The 25048-nt window shown below is 53.9% G+C and carries 25 protein-coding genes; 3 read left to right on the forward strand and 22 right to left on the reverse strand.

Annotated features, from left to right (window positions below):
- Positions 1–11: 11 nt before the first annotated feature.
- The 10 genes from QP888_RS00190 to pyrR form a co-directional block, all read right to left on the reverse strand.
- On the reverse strand, positions 12–1631 hold the full coding sequence (locus tag QP888_RS00190; protein WP_284811297.1) for a sodium:solute symporter family protein: 1620 nt from the start codon (positions 1629–1631) through the stop codon (positions 12–14).
- 356 nt (positions 1632–1987) lie between these two features.
- On the reverse strand, positions 1988–2269 hold the full coding sequence (gene rpoZ, locus QP888_RS00195) for a DNA-directed RNA polymerase subunit omega (RefSeq protein WP_018119616.1): 282 nt from the start codon (positions 2267–2269) through the stop codon (positions 1988–1990).
- Between the two features lie 95 nt (positions 2270–2364).
- Entirely contained in the window at positions 2365–2934 is a 570-nt protein-coding gene (gmk, locus tag QP888_RS00200; protein ID WP_284811299.1) for a guanylate kinase, read from the reverse strand.
- 5 nt (positions 2935–2939) lie between these two features.
- The gene (gene mihF / locus QP888_RS00205; RefSeq protein ID WP_018119618.1) at positions 2940–3263 is read right to left on the reverse strand and encodes an integration host factor, actinobacterial type; all 324 of its coding nucleotides are present in this window, start codon (positions 3261–3263) and stop codon (positions 2940–2942) included.
- A 274-nt stretch (positions 3264–3537) separates the two neighbouring features.
- Entirely contained in the window at positions 3538–4383 is an 846-nt protein-coding gene (pyrF, locus tag QP888_RS00210; RefSeq protein ID WP_284811301.1) for an orotidine-5'-phosphate decarboxylase, read from the reverse strand.
- Positions 4373–7708 carry a carbamoyl-phosphate synthase large subunit gene (gene carB, locus QP888_RS00215; protein ID WP_284811303.1) on the reverse strand — a complete coding sequence of 1112 codons (3336 nt, stop codon included), beginning with the start codon at positions 7706–7708 and terminating at the stop codon, positions 4373–4375. Before carB ends, pyrF begins: the two co-directional genes overlap by 11 nt.
- Positions 7709–7710: 2 nt before the next feature.
- Positions 7711–8919: a glutamine-hydrolyzing carbamoyl-phosphate synthase small subunit gene (gene carA / locus QP888_RS00220; RefSeq protein ID WP_284811305.1), complete on the reverse strand. Its 1209-nt coding sequence runs from the start codon at positions 8917–8919 to the stop codon at positions 7711–7713.
- Positions 8920–8977: 58 nt separating this feature from the next.
- Positions 8978–10387 carry a dihydroorotase gene (locus QP888_RS00225; RefSeq protein WP_284811821.1) on the reverse strand — a complete coding sequence of 470 codons (1410 nt, stop codon included), beginning with the start codon at positions 10385–10387 and terminating at the stop codon, positions 8978–8980.
- 77 nt (positions 10388–10464) lie between these two features.
- Complete coding sequence (locus QP888_RS00230; RefSeq protein ID WP_284811306.1) at positions 10465–11400, reverse strand: aspartate carbamoyltransferase catalytic subunit; 936 nt, start codon at positions 11398–11400, stop codon at positions 10465–10467.
- On the reverse strand, positions 11400–12104 hold the full coding sequence (pyrR, locus tag QP888_RS00235) for a bifunctional pyr operon transcriptional regulator/uracil phosphoribosyltransferase PyrR (RefSeq protein ID WP_284811307.1): 705 nt from the start codon (positions 12102–12104) through the stop codon (positions 11400–11402). Before pyrR ends, QP888_RS00230 begins: the two co-directional genes overlap by 1 nt.
- 110 nt (positions 12105–12214) lie before the next feature.
- On the opposite strand from pyrR, the gene QP888_RS00240 reads away from it, so the two are divergent.
- The 3 genes from QP888_RS00240 to QP888_RS00250 all read left to right on the forward strand — a co-directional run bounded on the left by QP888_RS00240 (position 12215) and on the right by QP888_RS00250 (position 14777).
- Complete coding sequence (locus QP888_RS00240) at positions 12215–13621, forward strand: TIGR01777 family oxidoreductase (RefSeq protein WP_284811308.1); 1407 nt, start codon at positions 12215–12217, stop codon at positions 13619–13621.
- 121 nt (positions 13622–13742) lie between these two features.
- The gene (locus tag QP888_RS00245) at positions 13743–14267 is read left to right on the forward strand and encodes a YbjN domain-containing protein (protein ID WP_284811310.1); all 525 of its coding nucleotides are present in this window, start codon (positions 13743–13745) and stop codon (positions 14265–14267) included.
- Positions 14268–14276: 9 nt separating this feature from the next.
- Complete coding sequence (locus tag QP888_RS00250) at positions 14277–14777, forward strand: YbjN domain-containing protein (protein ID WP_284811312.1); 501 nt, start codon at positions 14277–14279, stop codon at positions 14775–14777.
- 95 nt (positions 14778–14872) lie between these two features.
- Here the strand turns inward: QP888_RS00250 and QP888_RS00255 are convergent, their stop codons facing one another.
- From QP888_RS00255 to ruvX, 12 genes are all read right to left on the reverse strand, one after another.
- Complete coding sequence (locus tag QP888_RS00255) at positions 14873–15730, reverse strand: PPK2 family polyphosphate kinase (protein WP_284811313.1); 858 nt, start codon at positions 15728–15730, stop codon at positions 14873–14875.
- A gap of 5 nt (positions 15731–15735) precedes the next feature.
- Positions 15736–16329, reverse strand: a complete 594-nt coding sequence (gene nusB / locus QP888_RS00260) for a transcription antitermination factor NusB (RefSeq protein ID WP_284811315.1) — start codon at positions 16327–16329, stop codon at positions 15736–15738.
- Positions 16330–16340: 11 nt separating this feature from the next.
- Positions 16341–16904: an elongation factor P gene (gene efp / locus QP888_RS00265; RefSeq protein WP_284811316.1), complete on the reverse strand. Its 564-nt coding sequence runs from the start codon at positions 16902–16904 to the stop codon at positions 16341–16343.
- A gap of 205 nt (positions 16905–17109) precedes the next feature.
- Positions 17110–18201, reverse strand: coding sequence for an aminopeptidase P family protein (locus QP888_RS00270; protein WP_284811317.1), 1092 nt, complete (start codon positions 18199–18201; stop codon positions 17110–17112).
- A 112-nt stretch (positions 18202–18313) separates the two neighbouring features.
- A complete protein-coding gene (gene aroQ, locus QP888_RS00275) occupies positions 18314–18769 on the reverse strand; it encodes a type II 3-dehydroquinate dehydratase (protein ID WP_284811319.1) in 456 nt (151 codons plus the stop codon).
- Positions 18770–18827: 58 nt separating this feature from the next.
- Positions 18828–19955, reverse strand: coding sequence for a 3-dehydroquinate synthase (aroB, locus tag QP888_RS00280; protein ID WP_502869053.1), 1128 nt, complete (start codon positions 19953–19955; stop codon positions 18828–18830).
- A 35-nt stretch (positions 19956–19990) separates the two neighbouring features.
- Entirely contained in the window at positions 19991–20524 is a 534-nt protein-coding gene (locus tag QP888_RS00285; protein ID WP_284811321.1) for a shikimate kinase, read from the reverse strand.
- Complete coding sequence (gene aroC, locus QP888_RS00290) at positions 20524–21759, reverse strand: chorismate synthase (RefSeq protein ID WP_284811323.1); 1236 nt, start codon at positions 21757–21759, stop codon at positions 20524–20526. Before aroC ends, QP888_RS00285 begins: the two co-directional genes overlap by 1 nt.
- Before the next feature lie 8 nt (positions 21760–21767).
- Positions 21768–22223: a prepilin peptidase gene (locus tag QP888_RS00295; RefSeq protein ID WP_284811325.1), complete on the reverse strand. Its 456-nt coding sequence runs from the start codon at positions 22221–22223 to the stop codon at positions 21768–21770.
- A 94-nt stretch (positions 22224–22317) separates the two neighbouring features.
- Positions 22318–23184, reverse strand: coding sequence for a shikimate dehydrogenase (locus QP888_RS00300; protein ID WP_284811328.1), 867 nt, complete (start codon positions 23182–23184; stop codon positions 22318–22320).
- Positions 23185–23194: 10 nt separating this feature from the next.
- Positions 23195–24394, reverse strand: coding sequence for an endolytic transglycosylase MltG (mltG, locus tag QP888_RS00305; RefSeq protein WP_284811330.1), 1200 nt, complete (start codon positions 24392–24394; stop codon positions 23195–23197).
- Positions 24395–24419: 25 nt separating this feature from the next.
- Positions 24420–24977, reverse strand: coding sequence for a Holliday junction resolvase RuvX (gene ruvX, locus QP888_RS00310; protein WP_502869075.1), 558 nt, complete (start codon positions 24975–24977; stop codon positions 24420–24422).
- Positions 24978–25048 lie beyond the last annotated feature (71 nt).

Raw genomic sequence — 25048 nt, forward strand, 5'->3', positions numbered from 1 at the left:
TGTATATTCGCCTAGCTCATAATTGGCACGTAGAAAAAGCCTACCGCGGTAAACAGGATGGCGATAAAGCCGACCGCCACATAGATGTACTGATTGGTGCGTTTGACCTCGGCCACCGTGACATCTGATTCCACACGTTGCTTCAATTCCGAGATATACTGCCACGAGCTTTCTTCTACCGGCTTGATTTTTGAACCGACGATAACGGCAATCAAGCTGGCTGCGAGACCGAACAGTACCGGGTGGAACGCCATCGGCCAATCGACACCGCCAAAAGTCTTGATGCTTTCCAGGATTAACGTGATGACGCCGCCACAGAGCATTCCCCAGAACGCGCCGGCTTCGGAAATCCGCTTGGATTGCGTAGAGGCAAAAGCCACAATGCCCCAGGATGCGGCAAAAAAGGACGCCGCCATATAACCAATATCTAACACGCTTGGCGTCGCGACATATGCCAGCAGCAAGGCAATGCCACCGACGATAAACATCGACCAACGAGCTGAGCGTACGTTATCAGTCTTCGTGTCGCGGCCATCCAGTCCCTCCCCACGACGGAACAAGGGCCCAACATCGTGTGCTGCACTGAAACCGACCAACGATAAAAACGTCGACGCAGAAGACAGACCGGCAGCCACAATTCCGGTCACCAGGATAACTCCAACCGCGGTGGGCATGACGTTGTAGGCAGCCCAGATAAAAACCTGAGAATTTGGCTCGATATCTGGATTAATCAAATTCACCGCGTACGCAGCGAACATGATGAAGAGATAAAACGAAGGGATAATCAGCAGCGTCACGATCCCCGCACGGATAGCAGTGTGACTGGTTTTGGCCATCATATAACGGGAAGCCTGCCATGGACTCACTGCAGTCACGAACGCCCATACCAGGCCAAAGGTGAAGATATAAATCAGTGCTTCACCAATGGAATTCAGTCTCTCGCCGGGCCCCTCAATCTGCCCATGCCACAATAAGCCCTCGCGCAAAGTCGGGTCTGCTGCCAGTTGCGTGAAAGTTTCTTTCACTCCGCCTGCTTCGCGGAAAATTGCAATCGAGCCAAGGATCCCGCCAATGAGAAAGAAGAAAAACATCATAGTATCGGTAATGATCACACCCTTGGAACCGGACAACACCGTAAAAATGGTGAATGCGACCCATGTGATGAACACCGCCCAGAAGCCGTCGATGCCCAAAATTGCTTCGATGACCACAGCAAGACCACGAGTGACTGTGACAAGGTACAACCCCATACCGATCAGCACGGACGCACCTGCGAGTGCACGAAGGCGGGAAGAATTAAAGCGATTTCCGAAGAATTCGGGGATAGTTAGCGCTTCCGAATCGCGCAGATAGCGACCAAACAGGACGACGCCGGCCAAATAGCCCATCTTGGACATCACGCCCAAAAGCAAGATGGGCCAAGGGAAGCCGTCGTAAGCCATTCCGGCCTCACCCATGAGGGCGACCGTCGACAAGAACGACGCAACCAGCGTACCGACGATGAACAGTACGCCGACGTTTCGACCAGCGACAAAATAGTCGTTTTTGTTAGTGATCCCCCGGCTTACCCAGATTCCTACAACGAGAAATCCGAGGAATGAGAGGATGACAGTGATGGTAAACGTATCCACTATTTCTCAGCCTCCCTCTTCTGTTCGGCGGAGTGCTGGGCATTTTTGAGTTCGGAATTGAGTTTCCAATAGGCCAAGCCAAGTCCGATACTAAACACCACGATGTGCAATATGCTGGGAAATAGCAGTTCGAGCATTCATCACTCCATTCAACAACTAGTCAAAACTCGTAGGAAAACAATGAAATCCTAGCGGATTCTCAAGTTTTTGTCAGTTTTCTCACAACGTTCGGAGGTTCCTCCAAGCTGAGTCGGACCCCAGCGGGGGTAATGTGGGGTTAAGCACCAAAGCCCACCTCCCCGTATCTGGGGAGATGGGCTAAATATGTGTGGCTCTTACTTAAACAGATACCACGCTTAACGAGCTTCCTCGTGATCCAACAAGCCTTCTTCAATCTCACGCAACGACAGCGACAATGGCTTCTCGCCTGGTTCCGGGGTGACCAATGGACCGACGAATTCAAATACGCCTTCGTCTTGTTCCTGATAGTAGCTATTGATCTGACGTGCCCGTTTAGCGGCGAAGATCACCAAAGCATACTTCGACGACACCTTATTCAACAATTCGTCGATCGGTGGATCCGTGATGCCTTCGGGTTTATCGAAGACGCTGTCAGTTTTCGTGGACTCGGTAGTCACTACGAGACCAACCCCTTTTCGCGTTGTTGTTTAGAAAAATTATAGGCCGTATCAAAGCCGTGGAAGACGAGCGCCACCAACTGCCTAGAATTGGCTTAGCTGCGCAGAAACTCGCTGATGGTCTCTACTGCCCTGTCGAGATCGTCATTAACCACGACGTGATCAAACTCATTTTGGGCGTCCAACTCGACACGGGCTGTTTCCAGACGCCGACGCACGACCTCGTCGGGCTCAGTGCCACGGTTACTCAGCCTATCGCACAGCACGTCCCATGATGGTGGAGCTAGAAATACAGTTGTGGCTTCCGGCATTGTAGCTTTGACGTTTCGGGCGCCTTCCAAATCCACCTCAACCAGCACAGGCCGCCCCTGAGACAAAGCCTTGGTGACGGGTTCGGCCGGAGTACCCGAGCGCTGCAAACCGGAATGTACCTCTGCCCATTCCAGCATCTCGCCATTATCGATGGTCTCCTGAAAACGTTCCTGGGTGACGAAATAATAATCAATTCCGTCAGTTTCCCCTGGACGCGGATCTCGAGTCGTCATCGAAACCGAGAAGTAGAGATCGTGGATCGCGGCGCGAAGCTGTTTCACCACCGTGGATTTTCCCACGGCAGTTGGTCCAGCAAGCACGACCAAACGGCCACGTGGTGTCACACCGGGCATGCGCTTTAGTCTTCGGAGTAGCCGAAACGATCCAGCAGCGCACGGCGCTGACGCTCACCGAGACCACGCAGACGGCGGGTCTGGGCAATCTCCAGGTCCTCCATGATTTCGCGTGCCTTGACCTTACCGACCTTTGGCAGGGCCTCCAGAAGTGCTGCGACCTTGGTCTTACCGATGATCTCATCGGTTTCTGCCTTGTCCAGAACTTCCTTCAGGTTAGTTCCGCCACGCTTCAGTTCGGCTTTGAGCTCAGCGCGCGCCTTGCGGGCCTCAGCAGCCTTTGCCAGGGCTTCTTTACGCTGCTCATCAGTCAACTTTGGAAGGGCCACGTGGATTCCTCCGATTCAATGTGGGTTTGTTGTTCTTATCAACGGCAACTGTAGCAGTCATGCACCAATTACCGCCCGAATGGGAATTATAGAGCTTCAACGATGTCAGGCGAACGTAAACCAACCGCGGTCAGTTCCCGCACGCGACATCGCCTGCTTTTTGCATATCTTAACACCGTAACCAGGCATTCCGCGATTTCGCATCCTGGATACCTCAGAGTTTTACCGCGTCACAGCTTCGGGAGGCACCAACGAAAGCTTGATGGGCCAACTGTTAGCACCCTGGAAACTGTACACCTTGCTCACGTACCGCTTTATGCAGGTCAGCGATGTCTGGGCCAGCCGAAAGTACACTCCGTGAGACATTCGGAAATGCCCAGTGGGCAGCGTCAGTCGCTATCCGTGCGATATCAGCCACAGTGCCGCCTTGCGCACCAACGCCAGGCATGAGCACCGGCCCGTTAAACCCGCGAACATCGGGCGGGGTTTGGACTGTCGCACCAACGACAATGCCTAGTATCGGTGATTTCTGCGTCTCGTTGTAGTCGCGACAATAATTGACAACGTGCTGCGCCAAGCTCGTACCGTTACGTTGAAAATTCTGGAATTCGACGGCTTCCGGGTTCGACGTCGCTGCCAAGACGAGCACGCCGGTGCCGGTTGCCTCAGCGGTGTCAATGACAGGTTTCAGCGCGCCGAGTCCAAGATAAGGAGCAACCGTAACAGCATCAGCCCGCAGCGGTGAGGCAGGATCAAGCCACGCAGACGCATACCCGGCCATGGTAGAACCGATGTCACCGCGCTTTGCGTCCGCGATGACCAATGCGTCCGCCGCACGCAGTTCGGCGAGAGTTTCCTCGAGCACTGCAAAACCTGCGGATCCAAACCGTTCATAGAACGCCACCTGGGGCTTGACGACGCACGCCGTATCTGCAAAAGCTTCCACGCACCGGCGCGAAAACTCCCGCAGTCCATGGACATCGTCGTTCAATCCCCATTCGTGTAATAACGAGGCATGCGGATCAATACCGACGCAGAGCCGACCGCGCTCAGCGGAACGCTCCCGAAGACGTTCTCCGAAGCTGACAAGAGCTCCAGCACCCTGTGCACTATTCGCCATGGTTGAGCTCCTGCAGGCTACGAACGGTTAATTCATCACCACGCAGAGCTTCGATTCCCTGCACAGCAGCGGTAATCCCCTGCACGGTAGTCACCGCCGGAATGCCTACCGAAATTGCAGCGCTACGAATGTCGTATCCATCGTGCCGTGCCCCAGCAGATCCCGCCGGCGTATTCAGAATCAGATCGATATCGCCTTCGGTGATCTGGTCCACAATGGATTTGCCCTCGATATTGCCTGCGCGGATTTCCGAGGCCTTGTACGCAACCTCGCAATCGATGCCGTTCCGACGCAACATCTGTGCGGTTCCAGCTGTGGCGACGAGGTTGAATCCCATTGATGCCAAACGCTGAATTGGCACGATCAGCGTACGCTTATCGCGATTCGCCACCGAGACGAATACTGTGCCGTCACGTGGTGGACAACCAAACGCTGCGGTTTCTGCTTTCGCATAAGCCGCACCAAAGTTGTCTGCCAATCCCATTACCTCACCAGTAGATTTCATCTCTGGCGACAGCAAAGTATCCAGCGGTGTGCCGTCCGGGCGCCGGAATCGTTTAAAAGGCATCACTGCTTCTTTCACCGCAATCGGGTGGTCCAACGGCAGGGATCCACCGTCATAGGTAGTTGGGACCATGCCCTCGGCGCGCAAATCTTGCAGGCTTGCACCGAGCATGATCCGCGCGGCAGCTTTCGCCAATGGAACACCGGTCGCCTTCGACACAAATGGAACCGTACGGGAAGCACGTGGGTTCGCTTCGATGACATAAAGGATGTCGTCTTTCAAGGCGAATTGCACATTGATCAAGCCCTTGACGCCAATACCATGGGCCAATGCCTTGGTCGATTCACGCACCTTATCAATATCTTCTGGTCCGAGTGTCATCGGCGGCAAAGCACACGAGGAATCACCAGAGTGAATACCTGCTTCTTCGATGTGCTCCATCACGCCAGCAAGGTACACCTCTTCGCCGTCACACAGGGCGTCAACGTCGATCTCAATTGCCGAGTCGAGGAAACGATCCACCAACACAGGGTGGTCTTCGCTCAGCTCTGTCGCACGTTCGATGTAATTTTCCAGGCTGGCTTCGTCGTACACGATTTCCATGCCACGTCCACCGAGCACATAAGACGGACGAACGAGGACTGGATACCCAATCTGTGCAGCAACCTCGCGGGCTTCTGCATAAGAGGTGGCGGTACCGAAATCCGGTGCTGGCAACTGGGCCTTGGCCAATACTTTGCCAAATACTCCCCGGTCTTCTGCGTTGTTAATGGCCTCTGGGCTCGTACCGACCACAGGAACGCCCGCAGCTTCCAAGCGCTCTGCCAAGCCCAATGGGGTTTGCCCACCGAGCTGCACGATCACACCGGCGACATTTCCGGACTGAGATTCAGCGTGATAGACCTCCATGACATCTTCAAAGGTCAATGGCTCGAAATACAAGCGGTCTGCTGTATCGTAGTCCGTCGATACGGTCTCCGGGTTGCAGTTCACCATGACGGTTTCGTAGCCGATTCGTGACAGCTCCAGTGCGGCGTGCACGCAGGAGTAGTCAAACTCAATTCCCTGGCCAATACGGTTTGGACCAGAGCCTAAGATGATGACCTTGTCCTTATCCCGCTGTTCGGAAACCTCCGATTCTGCATTCGGATCATATTCGTAAGCCGAATAGTGATACGGAGTATGGGCTTCGAATTCACCGGCGCAGGTATCGACTGTCTTATACACCGGCCTAATACCCAAGCTCCACCGCAGGGAACGCACACCATTTTCACCCGCGAACTCCGGGCGCAGTGCAGCAATTTGGGCGTCGGAAAGCCCCATGACCTTTGCTTGCCGCAGCAACTGTTCATCCAGTACTGGGGCGGTTCGCAGGTAATCACCGAATTCCACCAAGTGCGCGAGTTCGGCGAGGAACCATGGGTCGATTTCCGATGCTTCGTGGACCGCGTCGACGCTGGCGCCCCACCGTAACGCAAGTTCGGCGTCGTACATACGGCCTGCCGTTGGCCGGCGCAAGCGATCCAATATTTCCGAGACGTTTGTCGCATCCCCCGCGATAACCTCATCCGGCACCGTCCACAAACCAAACGGCTTGGATTCCAGCGAACGCATAACCTTGTTCAGGCCTTGGATGTAGTTGCGGCCAATTCCCATGGCTTCGCCCACCGATTTCATGGTAGTGGTCAGGGTGTCGTCGGCACCCGGGAATTTTTCGAAAGCAAAGCGTGGAGCCTTGACGATGACGTAGTCCAGCGTCGGCTCGAATGCCGCCGGAGTAGTTCCGGTGATGTCGTTAGTGACCTCATCCAGGGAATAGCCGATGGCGAGTTTGGCAGCCAATTTAGCGATCGGGAAACCAGTGGCTTTGGAAGCCAGCGCCGAGGAACGCGACACGCGGGGGTTCATCTCAATAACGATGATCCGCCCGTCGTCCGGATTGATTGCAAATTGAATATTGCAGCCACCCGTGTCGACGCCAACTTCGCGGATGATGTCGATTCCCAAATCGCGCATCTTCTGGAATTCACGGTCTGTCAGCGTCAAAGCAGGCGCCACGGTAACCGAGTCACCGGTGTGTACGCCGAGAGCATCGACGTTTTCGATTGATGCGATAACCACGACATTATCGTCGCCATCACGCATCAGCTCCAGCTCGAATTCTTTCCAGCCCAAAATGGATTCTTCAATCAGGACGTTCGCATCCGGCGAAGCTGCAATACCGCCTCCAGCAATGCGGTCCAGGTCTTCGTAGGTATACGCCAAACCAGACCCCAACCCGCCCATGGTAAACGAAGGCCTTACCACAACTGGCAGTCCCAATCGTTCGACGCATGCATGCACTTCGTCCATGGTGTAGCAGACTTCCGAACGCGCGGACTCACCGCCAACCTTCTCGACGATATCTTTAAACTTCTGTCGATCTTCGCCTCGTTCGATGGCATCGATATCGGCACCGATCAGTTCAATACCGTGCTTGTCGAGGATTCCCGCACGATCCAGCTGGATTGCGGCGTTCAGGGCAGTTTGTCCACCGAGCGTTGCTAACACCGCGTCAATCGGGTGCCCACCAGCACGTTCTTTGTCAATAATCTTTTCGATATATTCGGTCTCGATCGGCTCCACATAGGTGGCATCCGCAAATTCCGGGTCAGTCATGATCGTCGCCGGGTTCGAGTTCACGAGTGTGACCCGCAGGCCCTCAGATTTCAGGACGCGGCAGGCCTGGGTACCCGAGTAGTCGAACTCGCAGGCTTGGCCGATAACGATTGGTCCAGATCCAATAACCAGGACGTGGTGAATATCAGGGCGCTTCGGCATAATTAAGCTTTCCTTTCCTGGCTGTGCTGCTCAAGCAGCGCGAGAAATTGATCAAAGAGCGGGTGGGCATCGTGTGGGCCAGCAGCAGATTCCGGGTGATATTGCACGGAATAAGCCAGGCCGCTACGTAAAGCGACGCCTTCGACGGTGCCATCATTCAGGCAAGTATGCGTGATTAACGCTGAGCCGAAGTCGGTCGAAAACGCACGGTCGGTTTCCTGGCAATCAGCAGGCAACGTCTCGGTATTCCCCGGGGCCGCTAACGCAAAACCGTGATTCTGCGACGTAATATCGATCTTGCCAGTCTCGTGGTGCAGCACCGGAACATTGATGCCGCGGTGACCGAACTTCATCTTGTACGTCTGCAAGCCCAGGGCCCGGCCGAGCAGCTGGTTACCGAAACAAATACCGAAGAATGGAATTTTCGCCGCCAGAATCTCCCGCAAAGTGGCAACCATATCATCAGCGGTTGCTGGGTCTCCCGGACCATTGGAGATGAATACCCCGTCTGGTTGCAGCTTTTCTACCTCGGCGAAGCTGGTGCCCGCTGGCACCACCACAGTTTCAATACCGCGGCGTGAGAAATTACGTGGCGTTGCAGTTTTAATTCCCATGTCAAATGCAACGATTCGGTAGCGAGTTGCACCTTCCGCAGGCACGGTATAGGCCTTATCGACGGAAACTTCCCCAGCCAAATCCGCGCCCGCCATATCTTCTTGCTCACGGACCTCCGCGATCAGTTCATCATGTGGTCGTTGGGCTTGTTCACCAGAGAAAATTCCTGCCTTGACGGAACCGTGATTACGCAAACGACGGACTAAAGTTCGGGTATCGATACCGGAAATGCCGATGACGCCTTGTTGTTCCATCGCTTCGGGTAGCGAGCTAGTCGCACGCCAATTCGACACGCGATGTGCCAGGTCGCGGACGACCAGTCCAGCAACCCAGATGCGCCCATCGTGTGATTCGTCATCCTCGTCATTCCAGCCGGTATTTCCGATATGCGGTGCAGCGGTAACAACGATCTGGCGGTGATATGACGGGTCCGTCATAGTTTCTTGGTACCCGGTCATCGCCGTAGTAAATACGGCTTCTCCGAGATTTTTGCCAATAGCGCCGAACCCAAATCCGGGATACACGCTGCCATCCCCGAGCACGAGTACCGCAGGTACCGTCTCGGGTGGGTAGCTTCGGTGTGCAGGATTAGTCACGGTTTTCTGCCTTTCGCTTGCTGTTGTCATATTCTCGAGTCCGTTGTGCGGTAATCAATTAATCTTCCGAGCCTGTTGACTCACCAACGTCGGCACGCACAAAATCGGCAAGTTCATAACTCAACCCTCCCCGCAAGATCGTGTGGGTAACCTTCGCCCCGAATTCATGGCCCTCATAAGGGTTGTTCCGCGATTTCGACGCAAATTCCTCGGACTTCGAGGTCCATGGATAAGCCGGATCCACCACAGTGAGGTTCGCCGGTTCTCCCACCGCGATCGGGCGGCCGTGATCCGGCAGTCGAGTGATCTCTGCGGGACGCTCCGACATCACGCGAGCAATAAACCGCCAATCTGCCAAGCCGGATTCCACGAAGATCTGGGCGATCACAGCCAACGAGGATTCCAGGCCGAGCATTCCCGGCTTCGCGTGTTCGAATTCCACGCACTTATCCTCGCTGCCATGCGGCGCGTGATCAGTGGCCACACAATCGATTACCCCATCGAGAAGAGCTTGCCGCAGCGCCAACGTGTCTGATTCTTCACGAAGCGGCGGATTAACCCGGAAAATGCCGTCATAAGTACGCAGCTTCTCGTCGTGCAGCAACAAGTGATGCGGAGTAACTTCCGCAGTGATCGGGATTTCGTGTTGCTTCGACCAGCGCACCAGCTCCACCGTGCCTTCTGTGGAGGCATGGCAGATATGCACGCGGTTTCCGTAATCACGCGCCAATAATGCATCACGGACAACAATGGATTCTTCTGCTACCCGCGGCCAACCCGACAGCCCAAGCTGAGCTGCAGTCGCACCCTCATGGGCAACCGCAGTCTGGGTCATTCGGTGATCTTCTGCATGCTGTGCAATCAAGACATTCAAGCCCTTGGCGTATTCCAGAGCTCGACGCATCAACTGTGGATCATTGACGCACTTACCGTCGTCGGAAAACATCCGTACTTTCGCTGCACTGCGTGCGAGCATGCCGAATTCTGTAAGGTTCTTACCTTCCAGTCCTTGAGAGATAGATCCCACCGGGTGCACATCGCACACACCGTGCTGCTGCCCCTTGTACCAGACGGATTCCGCAATCACTGGCTGATCCGTCACTGGCTGCGTGTTTGCCATCGTGAAGACGGCCGTAAAGCCGCCGCGCGCTGCAGCTTCTGAGCCACTGGCGATGGTTTCTGTGTCTTCCCTGCCCGGTTCACGCAAGTGCACATGCATATCAACAAGGCCCGGTAACAAAACGTTGCCCTGCAGATCGCGCTCATCATCTGCCGAAAGTCGAGCAGCTGTATTCGAATCAGTTGCCTCAATCGCCTGGATACGACCTTCGGCAAGCAATACGTCAACGGGGTCGCCCTCGCCATAAGGCCGTACGTTGCGCAACAACAAGGACCTTTGCGACGCGGGGCGTAATTGCCCAGTCGACGGATATTTCTCGTGCGTCGGAGTGTGGTAAGTATGCGACATGATCGTGGCTTCCCCTGTGTTGTATGAATTGTGTGCTGTCATAGTCTGGTTTTGCCTGCGTTATTCAACTGAGCGCGTTATTCCGCTCCGGAACCGGCCAACAATGTAAACAGCACCGCCATGCGCATGTGCACTCCGTTGTTCACCTGTCCCAGTACCACGGTATTTGGATAGTCGGCAACGTCATAGTTGATTTCCATACCGCGCAGCATCGGACCCGGGTGCATGATAATGGCATCATCACGCATCAATGCCGCACGTTGCTTCGACAGCCCGTAGTATGTGGCGTATTCACGGTGCGAAGGGAAGAAACCACCGTTCATGCGTTCTTTTTGCACACGCAACATCATTACGGCATCGGCCCCGGTAAGCTCGGCATCAAAATCGTGACTGGTGCGTACCGGCCACTGTTCTACACCGCGCGGTAACAGGGTTTGCGGTGCGACAAGTACTACGTCCGCACCCATCGTGGAAAGCAAATCGACATTGGAGCGCACTACACGTGAGTGCAGGCAGTCGCCCACAATAACGACACGCCGACCGGCGATCTCTTCGAGATGCTGACGCAGGGTCATCGCATCGAGCAATGCTTGGGTCGGGTGCTGATGAGCACCATCACCGGCGTTAATCACAGACGGGCCAGAACCATCGGTATCCACCCAATTGGCAAGCAACTGAGCAGCTCCGGACGACGGATGCCGGGTGATAATCGCATCGGCGCCGATTGCGGCCAACGTCAATCCGGTATCGCGCAGGGATTCGCCTTTGGATACCGACGAGGAAGACGCAGATAGGTTAATGACGTCGGCGCTCATCCATTTACCGGCAGTTTCAAACGACGAGCGGGTACGAGTGGAGTTTTCGTAGAACAAGGTATAAATCGTCCGACCCCGCAGCGTCGGAAGCTTCTTCACATCGCGATCAGCCAGGGCTTCAGAAAACCGCTCAGCCTCATCCAACAGTCCCGTAATTTGGTCCGCGTCTAGATCTGCAATGGATAGTAAGTGCTTCATTACTTGTCCCCTTGCCTAGGCTGGTCGTCTACTAGATCCGTGGTTTCGACATCTACCGACGCTGTCGACTCTGCGGATTCTGTTGATATTGCTGCTTGATGCTGTGCAACCCGGTCCTGCACGCTGCGAATTCCGCGTGACAAGATCACAGCGTCACGGCCGTCGATATCCGCATTCAGAACAGAAATACCCTCGGTACGCGCAGTCGGGAGATTCTTGCCGACGAAATCAGCGCGGATCGGCAGTTCACGGTGGCCGCGATCCACTAATACGGCCAGTTGAATTGCGCGTGGGCGACCAATATCGGACAATGCATCGAGTGCTGCGCGAATACTACGTCCAGAAAACAGGACGTCGTCGACAAGCACCACGATGGCATCATCGATGCCTCCACGCGGAATCGATGTCGGTTTTAATGCACGGTGTGGTTTCGAACGAAGGTCATCACGATACAAAGTGATATCCAAAGCGCCAGTGGCAACAGCCTGGCCAGAAAACTCGTGAATCTTTTCCGCGATACTCTCCGCCAAGGGAAGGCCCCCGGACGGAATGCCCAGTAAAATCACCGGCGCCGAGTCTGGCGAGCCGATGGCGTTTTTCTCAATAATTTGGTGCGCGATGCGTGCGATCGTGCGCGAAATTGCAGCAGCGCTCAACAACTCAGTTGTTTCTGCTGCCCCCGCGGACGGTTCTTCCACTGTCATCGTGCCCTCCTTCCCCGCCTCTCTGTGCGGATTTTAAAGGATGCCGACTGCATTCATGGGTGGGTCTATGATGGAGACACCGCTTCAGTCTAGCACTAAGGATTACGCGCGTGAGCTTTTCCGCCCAACATCTCGTTCCGGCCCCACGCTCCGAAGTGTGGGATTGGCACACCCGCCCCGGGGCAATCAGTCGTCTCACCCCTCCTTTCATGCCAATGACTCCACAGACCGAAACGACGAGTCTTGCCGACGGCACCACAATTTTCCGGCTTCCGGCCGGACTGAAATGGGTAGCGCGCCACGATCTGACGCGCTACCAACCCGAAATATCGTTTACTGATTTTTGCATCAACTCTCCAATCCGACAGCTCGCACAATGGCGCCATGATCATCACTTCGGCGATGGTGAGCTGCCGAATACCACCACAATCACCGATACGGTCCACACACGTGCGCCCGCTCGCTTAGTGCGCCCAGTGTTTGCTTATCGACAGCGTCAGCTCATCGCGGATTTGACTTTCTTACGATCATTGCAAAACGCAGGCTTCGCAGGGGCAACGTCCACAGCCACGACCGGCAAAAGCTCCATAGAATCCGTACCAGGAAAAGCTCTCACGGTCGCCATGACCGGCGCCCATGGTTCTATCGGACGCAATTTGAAAGCCCAACTAACCACAGCGGGGCATACTGTCATCGAGCTGGTGCGCGGAGAAGCGAAAACCGGCCAGCGCCACTGGCACACCGACTACCCTTCATCACATCTTCTCGCAGGCATCGATGTTCTCGTACACTTAGCAGGTGAGCCTATTTTTGGCCGCTTCAACGAAACACACAAAAAGGAGATTCGCGACTCACGGGTGGACCCAACCTATAAACTGGCACGCTTAGTCGCAGACTCACCGAGTGTTACGACGATGGTCTGTGCTTCTGCTATCGGCTACTACGGCCCAGATCGCGGCCCCGAAATTCTCACAGAAAATTCCGAACGAGGCGACGGCGTCTTGGCCGATGTGGTCGCCGACTGGGAACAGGCATGTCGACCGGCACTAGAAGCTGGAAAACGTGTGGTCAATATCCGTACCGGGGTGACGCTTTCCGGAAACTCTGGTTTGCTTCCACTCCTGAGAACATTGTTTTCCACCGGTTTGGGCGGGAGTTTTGGTGATGGAAATTTCTGGTTCAGCTGGATCGCGATGGATGATGTAACCGATATTTATACCCGAGCAATCGTTGACTCTCAGATTACTGGCGCAATCAACGCGGCTGCCCCGGAACCATTGCTCAACAAAGATATGGCTAGAGTACTCGGTACTGAACTAAAACGCCCGACGCTGCTTCCAGTCCCCACACTCGGACCCAAGTTAATACTGGGTAAAGAAGGCGCCCATGAATTAGCTTTGGCCGATCAACGGGTCTCAAGTGCAAAGATTAGCCAGCTCGGCCACCAATTCCGTTTTCCCACTCTTGATGCTGCCCTCGCTCACGAACTTGGCGGTGAACAGCTACAAGCGGAGTAAATACAGTGCGGGAAAACCAGTGCTCAAGCTGAAACATACACCGGGCCCAATGATTTGTCGGCTAGTTTGCCGGTACGGTGGCAATGGTTAGTAGTAAACCCAACGCGAACGGAAAGAGCATATGAGCCAGCAACCAACGCCGAATGAGCAAGAACGCTCAGCGGAAACCGTCGGCGACATTGGAGAAGTCACCCTCGAGCGGATAGGTGAGATTCTTGATGCCGAAAAGCTCGTGTACCGCAACGAAGAACAAGAAATTCCCGACGGCAGCACATTGCAGGTAGTACGCACCGGATTTAGTAATGCAGCAATCGCAATCAGCGTCCGGCAAAACATCCTTATCGTCGATTCACTCTGGCGCGGACAGCTCGGTACTAGCCAAGCAGTTGACGTGCTTGCTGTCGTGAATTCGTGGAACCAAGCGCAACTCGCCCCAACACTGCGATTTTTTGAGCAGGGAGAAAGCCAGCTAGCGATTTCAGCGGTTCGTGAAGCTGACGTCAGCACTGGTATGACCCGAAACCAGTTGGGCGTGTTTTTGTTGAGCACATTGGACGCAGTCTTGGAATCGTTCCAGACCCTCGGCAAACAATTTCCAGACGCTGTCACCTGGGAAGAAAACCACACGCACGACGAGCAGAAATAGGAGTTTCTCATGAGCACCGATACAGAACTGGCCCCAGCCACCATCGACCGAGTCATCGCAGTCATGCGTGGATTTGATGTGGAACTCACTAAGGTTGCAGGGAAAGAAATCGCTACCGCAAACCTCAACGACACCTTGTGCACATTCGCAGTGTTGGGTTCTGCGATGGTGGTCCGCTCCGAAGTAGCCACCGATACGGACTACGACAGTGCCGATGCTGGATTATTCTTGGCTGCTAACCAAATGAACTCCACCTCGATCGGCGCACGAGCTGTTATTGCCGAGCACGAAGGCAAGTTAATCGTGCGCACCGAACGTGACATTGTGATTGCCGCCGGAATCTCAGACGAACAGCTCAAGGTCTCCCTCAAAGCCGCCGTCGACGGTGTGATTCGAGCGCAAGATGCGATGGTCGCCGCAGCCGATGAAATGCGAAAGCTCAATGAGCACCGCGACCAGGCTGAACGCACCACGGGTGAGCACAGCGCCTCAGACGAAGACGGTGCCTAGTCTCAGCGCCAAAACCTGCGCTTAGGCAGTAGTCCAGGATAGTACCAGGACGCAGCACTGGCGGGACACAGCACTACAACACAAGGCAGCCATGATTACAGCCCTCCGTGAAGGCGGCGGTACTGCTGCTCGACATCGTAGCTTGGCTGCGGCCAATCCAGATCCAAGGCGCGCAAACGCCGCAACAACAAATACTTTACGGCAGTGCGCGCATAAAGCTTATTGTCGCTGGGCACGATGTACCACGGAGCGTCCTCGGTATGGGTGCGATTAATGGCTAACTCATAAGCGCGCTGGTAATCATCCCATTTCTTTCGATTGTCGAGATCAGATGGGTCAAATTTCCAGCGTTTATCGTGTCGTTGCAGCCGACGTGCCAGGTTAGATTTTTGGAATTCTGCAGAAATATGCAGCATTACTTTGATGATGTGTACCCCGCGTGCTGCAAGCTGAGATTCAAAATCAACGATCGCATCATAGCGACGCTCGATCTCCTCAGCTGGTGCCATCTTCTCTACCCGCTGAATAAGAACATCTTCATAATGCGAGCGATCAAACACGACGATTTCACCCTCGTTCGGCACATGTTGGTTGATCCGCCACAGGAAATCGTGGTTCCGTTCTTCTTCAGTTGGCGCGCCGAATCCCACAGGACGCAAGCCTTGTGGGTCAAAAACTGACAAAGCGTTGCGGATCATTCCGCCCTTGCCAGATGTATCCATGCCCTGCAAAATCAACAAAATGGATCCGGACTGTGCGGTCCCTAGGCGAGAATGCGCAAATAATTGTTCCTGCAGTTGCCGCAGTTCCACATCGAATTTACGGAATCGTTTCCGCATCCTTTTTCCGCGCGGATTACCGGAAAAACCGGGAGTCGACTGTGGATCAATCGCGGACAATTCTACGGGTGGAACTGCCCGCAAACATTCTGCATGACGTGGTTTAAAAGACACAGATCTTATGTTTGCTCGTCTGTGTATTTGGCGTCGGGATCTTCGCTAACACCATCGTCAATGTCACTGTCGTCAATCTCACTGTCGTCTCTGTCATCCTGAACCATAGGGTTATCACCTGAGACGGATTGGGCAATATCGTCCAACACCGCGTGAATATACGGCGCAGCCGATTCTGTGGAATATTCACTGGCTAATTCCACGCCTTCCACCACGGCAACGGCTGCCGGAACCTCAGCGTTAAACAATATTTCCCACGCGGAAACGCGCATGATCGCGCGGTCAACAGCCGGAAGTCTTCCAAGTTCCCATTCTTGTGATAAGAAACGGGAAATCAACTCGTCAATTTCATCGAGTTTCTCTGCAGCTCCCGAGATGATTTCTTTAGTGTAGTCAGCCACGGGTGGGACAGACGATTGCTCCCAGGCAGCAAGCTCTACACGATCGTCGACAATCGCCACAGGATCAAGGTCTCTGGTTTCAGCTTCGTAAAGGATGTCCGCGGCACGGCGGCGAGCCCGGTAGCGCTTGGTGTGCAAACGCTTATCTGAGCGTATGAAACGAGAGCCGGAAGCCGCGGTTTTTTTGTTGTCTGACATGCCTTTGCGCGTTAGTTGTTGCTGCGGGACAGGTAGTCGCCGGTACGGGTGTCGATCTTGACGACGTTTCCGGTTTCGATGAACAACGGAACCTGAACTTCAGCTCCGGTTTCTAACGTCGCAGGTTTGGTGCCACCGCTCGAGCGATCACCTTGCAAACCGGGATCAGTGTGTTCTACTTTAAGGTCGACGTTGATCGGTAGTTCAGCGAACAACGGCTCATTGTCATGGAACGAGACTTGGATGCGCATGTTTTCCAGCAGAAAATCCACTGCACGGCCGAATTTGTCGGCAGACAATTCGACCTGGTCGAAGGTCTTATCATCCATGACGACGTAGTTGGTTCCGTCATTATAGAGGTATGTCATGTCACGGCGGTCAACCGTAGCCAACTCGGCTTTCGCGCCGGCGTTCCAGGTCTTGTCAGTCACTTTGCCAGTCATGACATCTTTGAGTTTGGTGCGCACGAATGCTGGACCTTTTCCTGGCTTCACGTGCTGGAATTCCACGATCTGTTGTAGTTTATTGTCAATTTTCAGGACAACGCCGTTTTTGAAAGCAGTGGTATCAGCCACGAATCAACTCTCCAATATTAGTCAGTGCAACAGCTCCACAACGCATGGAGCTGCCTAGTACATCTTTGCTCACGCTAGTATAACCGAGACCAGCCGGACCGTTAAAGAATCGGTGCGGGCGGCAATGTGCATTCGTATCTACCCGACGTCACGCGCACGCATCGTCGTATGCCGACAATCCATGCCGATATCATGGCACGCGCTTCTACAGTTCGCGCAGTTGTTTTGTCGGTGTAGATAAGTTGCGTGGCTTACCGTCCGTAATCACCAAAGTATCTTCAATCCGAACCCCCACCTTGCCCGGGATATAGATTCCTGGCTCAATCGTGAGCGTCATTCCTGCTTCGAGTTTGCCCTGACCCGTGTGAGCAGCTGCTGGGGCTTCATGCACATCAAGGCCAATTCCATGTCCGGTGGAATGGACAAAATACTCTTCATAGCCAGCCTCACGGATAATGTCGCGGCACGCGGCGTCAACGTCAGCCAGCGGAGTACCAGGAGTAGCCGCCCGGACTCCAGCTTCCTGTGCTTTGAGCACAATGTCATAAATTTCCCGCGAGAAATCATCTATCTTGCCTACAGCCACAGTGCGCGTCATATCGGAATTAAACCCAGCGCGGTGTGCACCATAATCAATTGTTACGAGATCGCCTTCTTGCAGCTCGCGATCACCTGCACCGTGGTGTGGTTTCGCGCCGTTCGGACCGCTAGCGACGATTGTGTCAAAACTTGGGCGTTGCGCACCCAACAAACGCATACGGTATTCCAGGTCAGCGGCAATCTGACGTTCGGTGCGACCGGCCGCGATTTCCCCAGCCGCAATCACATCCTCGAGTGCTTGTGAGGCTAACTCTGCGACTCCAGTCAGACGTTCGATTTCGACGTTGTCTTTGATTAGCCGAATCTTTTCAATCATCCCGGAAACCGGCACTAGTGTCACTTCTTCTGGACACTGTTTTTCCAGCTGCTTGAACTGCTCGATGCTGACAAAATCAGACTCCACACCAACCCGACGTGGTCCTTCTAGCTTCTGGAGCAGATCTTTTGTGATGGCACTGGTAATCGTTGCAGTAATATCAGGAACTTCTTCTGCAATCTGCGTCGCATAACGCCCATCTGTGCTGATAGCAGCGGATTGATCTTTCGATAACAGCACCGCACCATTGGATCCCGAGAAACCGGATAAATAGCGAACGTGGATCAGGTGAGTCACCAAAAAATCATCGAGTCGCTCTGCCGCCATGGCTGTTGCCAATTTACGACGACGGTTACTAAAGCGAGTATCAGCCAATGTCATTTTTCTCCTTATTAGGTTAGTTTGCTGAACCTTGTAGGCAACCACCAGGGATCGTGGGAATTCCTATCCCCATACAGCTGAAATTTCCACAAAGAAACTATCTTCTACAATATTACGCCAGATTATCTGCCCAATAACGTAATGCAGCACTATATCCGGTAATACCAAGCCCCGCGATGACACCGCGTGCAAGCGGCGATAAATACGAATACCCACGAAATGTCTCTCGAGCATGCACGTTGGAGATGTGCACCTCGATAAATCCGGCACCGTCTGCTACTTCTGCTAGCGCATCACGCAGCGCCACCGAGGTATGGGTGAAACCACCAGGGTTAATAATCACTGGCCAGTGATGATCCGCGGCTTCGTGCACATAATCCAGTAATTCGTGCTCAGCATTTGACTGCCGACAAATGACATGTAGACCATAGGCCTCGCCTTCGGCGATCAGTGCACTTTCCAGGTCACCCAGCGTCGTCGCACCGTAAATTTCGGGTTGGCGCTTGCCCAACCGGTTCAAGTTAGGACCGTTCAGAACCAATACAGTGGGCCGATTATTCCCAGCCATTACGACAGTATCCTTTCAGCAGATACAAAAATCTGGTTGCCACGCATCGATGCAGATTCTATGAGCAAATTGCTTGGTACGCTGCACGCAATTCTTCATCTGAGGCGTCCGGAATACGCATGCAATCGCCGATTCCCGTGATTCCTACAAACCGGGGTCTGCCGTCACGGTTTTTCTTATCCCTGTTCATAGCTGCAAGTAGTTCGTCGAAATGCCCCGTCTCATACGCCACCGGCAATCCAACTGATTCCAAAATTCGGCGGTGCTGTTGAAGCAATGCATCGTCGATCAACTTGCGGTTACGTGCTAAATGCGCGACGTACATCATGCCCACCGCCACCGCGTTTCCATGGCGCCAGGAAAAATCCTCGCGCAATTCCACCGCATGGGCAAAGGTATGACCGTAGTTTAAGGTTTCCCGCAAACCTGACTCACGCAGGTCCATGCCGACGACGTTTGCTTTCACAGCGATTGAACGCGTGATCAATTCCGGCAAATAACCATCCGGGTCCAAACAAGCAAGCGGGTCATTTTCATAACGATCAATGATGACGCCATCGCTGATAAAACCAGTTTTGATGATCTCCGCCGAACCGGCAATTATTTCTTCTTCAGGAAGAGTCGTCAGCCGGTCTAAGTCAACGAACACACTGTCTGGTTCATGAAAAGCACCGACCAAATTTTTGCCATGTCCAGTATTAATTCCAGTCTTTCCACCGACGGCTGCATCCACCATCGCGAGCAAAGTAGTCGGCACTTGGATGACCTTTATTCCTCGCATCCACGTAGCTGCGATAAACCCAGCTAGATCGGTGACCGCACCGCCTCCAAAGCCCATGATCACGTCACGTCGAGAGAAATTATGCTGCGCAAGTTCATCCCATAATTGACCAGCAACTTCGAGAGTTTTTGCAGCTTCCGCATCTGGTACAGGGAACAAATGTACTCGCAGTCCCAAGTTTTCAATCGAACGGGCAACCTGCCTGGCAGGTGCCGCCATTGTCGGCTGATGCACAATCCCTACAGTCTGAGCGCCAGTATGTTTCGCTCTGTCCGCAATGGCATCAGTCAGTCCCCGGCCAACGGTCACCTGATAAGGGTTTGGGCCATTGACTTCAATTACCTCAGAACTACCCACGCTATGCTGACGGCTTTCAGGCGACGGGGAAAACATGTTAAAGCTCATCGTTATTACTACCTTCCGGCTAAATGCACGCGGTATTACAAAGTTTCCAAAAACCCCAAGATGTCTGCAACTACTTGTTGCGGACTGCGTTGATCAGTGCGGGCACGATAATCAGCAACCTCTCGATACAACGGCCGACGTTGGGCCATCAAATTCCGATAGCGCGTATCAGCATCCTTCCCCGCAAGCAGTGGCCGTTGCTGCCGGTTATGAGGGCGCGTGGTACGCTCAATTCCGGTGTCATCGCTGACATCGACGAATACCACGGTCTGTTGGTCTAATAAACTTCGCGTTCCTGCGTGAGTGACTGCTCCCCCGCCAAGTGCGAGAATTCCCGACTCCTGCAGTGCTTCGGCAATCACCTCAGATTCCAGTGCCCGGAAGGCTTCTTCACCGTCTTCGGCAAAAATTTCCGAACACGTCTTGCCAGCTTTGCTCTCAATCACAAAATCGGAGTCAACAAATTGCTGATTAAGTACGCGGGCTAATCGACGGCCAATGGTTGTTTTACCCGCACCGGGAGGCCCAATAAGCACGACAGACGGACGTGAACTGTCAGCATATCCCATTACATCTCCCCCGCTCCAGCCGTAGCATCCTCAGAGAACGCGAGTTTTTGTTCTACACTGCGTTGATAGGCCAAGAAATTACGGCGAGTTTCTGCAACACTATCGCCACCAAATTTCTCCAGCACAGCCTGTGCCAATACCAACGCCACCATTGCTTCTGCGACAACTCCAGCAGCGGGAACTGCACACACATCGGAACGCTGGTGAATCGCGGTCGCCGCAGAACCAGTTTCCATATCGACGGACCGCAGCGCGCGGGGGACGGTCGAAATCGGCTTCATTGCAGCTTTCAGGCGCAGCTGCTCACCATTGGTGGTGCCTCCTTCTAATCCACCCGCTCGATTCGACGTGCGCTCCAATCCCGTTTCTGTACGGATGATTTCATCATGCGACTCAGAGCCGCGGGAACGAGCCTGTGTAAACCCGTCTCCGATCTCCACTCCCTTAATAGCCTGAATGCTCATCAAAGCCCCAGCCAACCGTGCATCAAGGCGAGCCTGCCCAGAAACATGAGAGCCCAACCCCACTGGCAAACCATCGACGACGACTTCGACGATTCCACCTAACGTATCGCCGGATTTTTTCGCGGATTCAATCTCCGTGATCATCGAAGCTTCAGCGTCTTTTCCAAATGCGCGCACCGGTGAAGCATCAATTTTTTCGAGATCGCCTGGTTGGGGCGCCGGACCATCATAAGGTTGTGACGGGCCAATAGAAATCACATGCGACAAAACCTCCACGCCAAGCACCTGCCGAAGAAAATTACGGGCAACGGTGGCACAAGCGACGCGGGCCGCCGTTTCACGTGCTGAAGAACGCTCCAAAATATTGCGGGCGTCGGCGTGGTCATATTTCACCATCCCGGAAAAATCTGCGTGTCCCGGCCGCGGACGCGTGAGCTGTGCGCCGCGGCCTGAGTGTAGAGCTTTCGCAGTATCCGGATCATTCACATCCACAGGGTGTGGGGACATGATGGTTTCCCACTTTGGCCATTCCGTGTTTCCGATCATGATGGCAATCGGACTACCGAGTGTTTTTCCGTGCCGAATACCGGCAAGCAAGCTCAACTCATCGGCTTCAAATTTCATACGAGCGCCGCGGCCATACCCCAAACGACGACGCGCGAGTTGGTACGCAATATCGTCTGCAGTGAGCTCGACGTGTGCAGGCATATTTTCCACCACAGCCACCAATGCTTGGCCATGTGATTCCCCAGCGGTAGTCCAACGAAGCATGCCGTCTATTATTCCACAAGCAGTATTGAAACAATCACAGTGGCCAGAATCATAGCTGGCCCATGTGCAACGTAGCGCCGGCTTTGAAGCAGTGCAGCGAGCAAGCTCAGCAATGATGCCATTCCTGCAGCAAGCAATACGGCAAGCCCACCGCCTGCCGCGGCAGCCATGATGGCAAGCGGAATTGCTAGTTTAATATCTCCACCACCAAGGCCACGTGCATGCGATTGCTTGCATAAACGGTGCCACAGCGCAGCGCTCCAAATCTGCACCAGATATAGAATTGGCCAGAGACTAGCCGCTAACAAAATTCCGGTGGTATTTGAGTGCTGAAACGCCCAACCAAGAGCACATATCGTGGCCGGAAGAGTCAAAAAATTTGGCAAGCGGTGAGCTTTCAAGTCATAAACAACCAAGGCACACGCCCACAGAAAAATGACGCATACAACGAAATATCCCCCCATGCCTGCTTACGCTACCGAAGAATGCTCAGGTATGGGAATTTCCGTAGCCCCACTCACAATCGAGAAAACCGAGCGCCCCGAAAGCAGCAATTCTTTATGGATTCTGGGAATTCAGCTCTCTATCGAGCGCAGCCCACATTTCTTCTTTCGGGGCAGGAAGCCCTGTGAACAGTCTAAATTGACCAAAGGCCTGGTGTGCCAGCATGACATGCCCACCAACGCTGCGATGCCCATTGGATGCTGCCTGGATCGTCAATGGAGTCGGCCAGGGGTCATAAATAACATCAAGGATCGGTGCGTGTGCCAGGCGCCGTTCGTGGCCGGCTACAGCGCCTGCCGGAGCTGTAGAAATAATAGCGTCGCAGTCTTCTAATGAGTCTTCCCAGGTAGCAATATTCCATTCCAGACCCATGGACTCGGCGAGCGGCGCCCACTCGCTACTGCGATCGCTGCGGTTAACGATGGTGACTTCCCGAACTCCCAACGTACCCAGAGCCCACAGGACCGGCCGCGACGTACCGCCAGAGCCTAGAACCACAACATGCGATAATGAGCCACTTTCATTCGGAAATAATTCCCCGAGTGCTCCAAGCACTCCATCGCCATCCGTATTATCGGCAAACCACCCGTCGTCACGTCGCACCAAGGTGTTTGCGGTGCCAATCATGTTGGCACGACCGCTGACATGATCGGCAAGCTGCAAGGCTTCAAATTTTCCAGGCATGGTAACAGAAAACCCGCGGTACGAGTCATCAGCTTGTTCCACAAAATCGGCCAGCTGTCCCTTACCTACTTCAATGCGATCATAGTGCCAGTCATTCAGGCCAAGCGCACCGTATCCGGCATTGTGCAACACCGGCGATAGCGAATGAGCTACCGGACTACCGAGTACCGCAGCACGATGCGGTACATCCCGTTCCGAATTATTCGGAAACTGAAAGTCCGAAGTAACACTGGACATAGCTGGGATCCTATTCATAATGGTCTAAAATTCCGGATTCGAGTGCACGATCGACATCTTCTAAATGTTGTTCAAAAGTATCATTGAACACCGTGGTACCTTGATCATCGACGGTGACGAAAAACAGCCAATTTCCTTCAGCTGGGTGTTCCATGGCATGCAACGCTCCATCCGAGGGCGCTGCAATCGGTGTGGCCGGTAGCCCATCCATTGCGTAAGTATTCCATGGAGTTTTACGCTCTCGGTCTTCATCTGAGGTCGCGAGTTCGACGTCGTCCAGCCCGTAGTTCACTGTAGAATCGAATTCCAAGCGCATAGGTTCGTCCAGGCGATTAAGAATAACGCGTGCAACCTTATCGAAATCACCCGCCGGTGCCTCTCGCTCAACCAGCGAAGCCGCGATGAGCAAATCATAAGGCGCTAGATCAATCGCACGAGCCCTCTCAACAATATTCGAGTCATTATATCGCTTGGTCGTCCGCGTAACCAGATCAGTCAAGATCTCTTCTGCGTTCATATTCGGATCAATGACATATTGTCCGGGAGCAATCAAACCTTCAAGGCGTTTCGGATCAGCACCTTGCTCACGCACACGATCCGATGCCCATTCGGGTGCACCAAGATCTGCGGGATCGGTGTTGGCAGCTACCGATTCCAACTCCTGTGTACTCACACACTGACTGTCATCGCCACCAGAGCAGCTAACTTTGGAAATTTGTGTGTAGATACCTTCACGGATGTTTCCCCCCTTAACATTCACATCGTGCAGGGTGGCACCACCGTGCACATCAAGTAGTTCTACCTGTTTATCTGGGTCCAGCAATGCCGCCACGGCAGCCTGGGCACTCATTTCCTCTTCCAAACGGTAGAAACCAGGCTGCACATTACCGGCATCAGGATTACTGGCCGCGGCCGTCTGGAAGACCGAGTCCGACGCCACAATTCCGCGCTCTTCCAGCTCCGGTCCAAGCGATGAAATCGAATCGCCTTCTTTAATCTGCACCATCGCCACGACACCGTTACCGTCGCCGTCGTAGTCATCCACGGCAGTACCTCCTCGGTTGCCGGATATGACGTTGAATGCGATATAGGCACTCACTCCAATAATCAGGATAAAAGAGGCGATTAGCACAGCAAGACCCCGTTGCCGACGTTTCACATACTTGGGATCCATGCTGCGTCTTACGCGCACGCGCGTCTGTGTGCTCATGTGTGTTATCTCTTCTTTATTTGGGTTAGTTCGGAGAGTCGTTCTCACGCTGACTTGCCAATACGCGTGAATCCAACCACGATTGCAAAATTTCCACGGCGGCTGCCTGATCAATCACCGATCGGCCGGCCTTTTCTGACACCCCAGATGCGCGTAACGCCTGGGTTGCGGCTACCGTCGTCAAACGCTCGTCGGCAAACACTACGGGGATGGTAGAGCCTGTGTTACGCAGACGGCGTCGGATACGAAATGCAATTTCTTTCGCGTGTTTGACGCTCTTAGAGCCGTGCGCCTGCAAATCGCGGGGCAAACCTACCACGACTTCGACAGCATCATAATCCGAAATAAGCTCCAGAATCCGATCGATGTCTTCCTGGTCCCGATCCTTAAATCCAGTTTCTCGCTGTACCGTCTCCACAGGAAAGGCTAAAGTAGCTTCTCTATTGGACGCGGCAACACCGATACGGACTGTACCAACATCAATTCCGATGCGCCGCCCCTCGATTGCTTGGGAATGCCGAGGCGAATCAACGCTGGGAGCGTTTGGCTCGAGTTTGCTCACGTATGCGGTCTCCCTTTCCATTCCCGAAGTAGTATTAGAAATTACGGCACTAGTCATGTGACGCTGCAAGAAAAACCAGCCGATGCGCCATT

It is taken from the genome of Corynebacterium sp. MSK297 (assembly GCF_030232885.1).
GTDB lineage: Bacteria > Actinomycetota > Actinomycetes > Mycobacteriales > Mycobacteriaceae > Corynebacterium.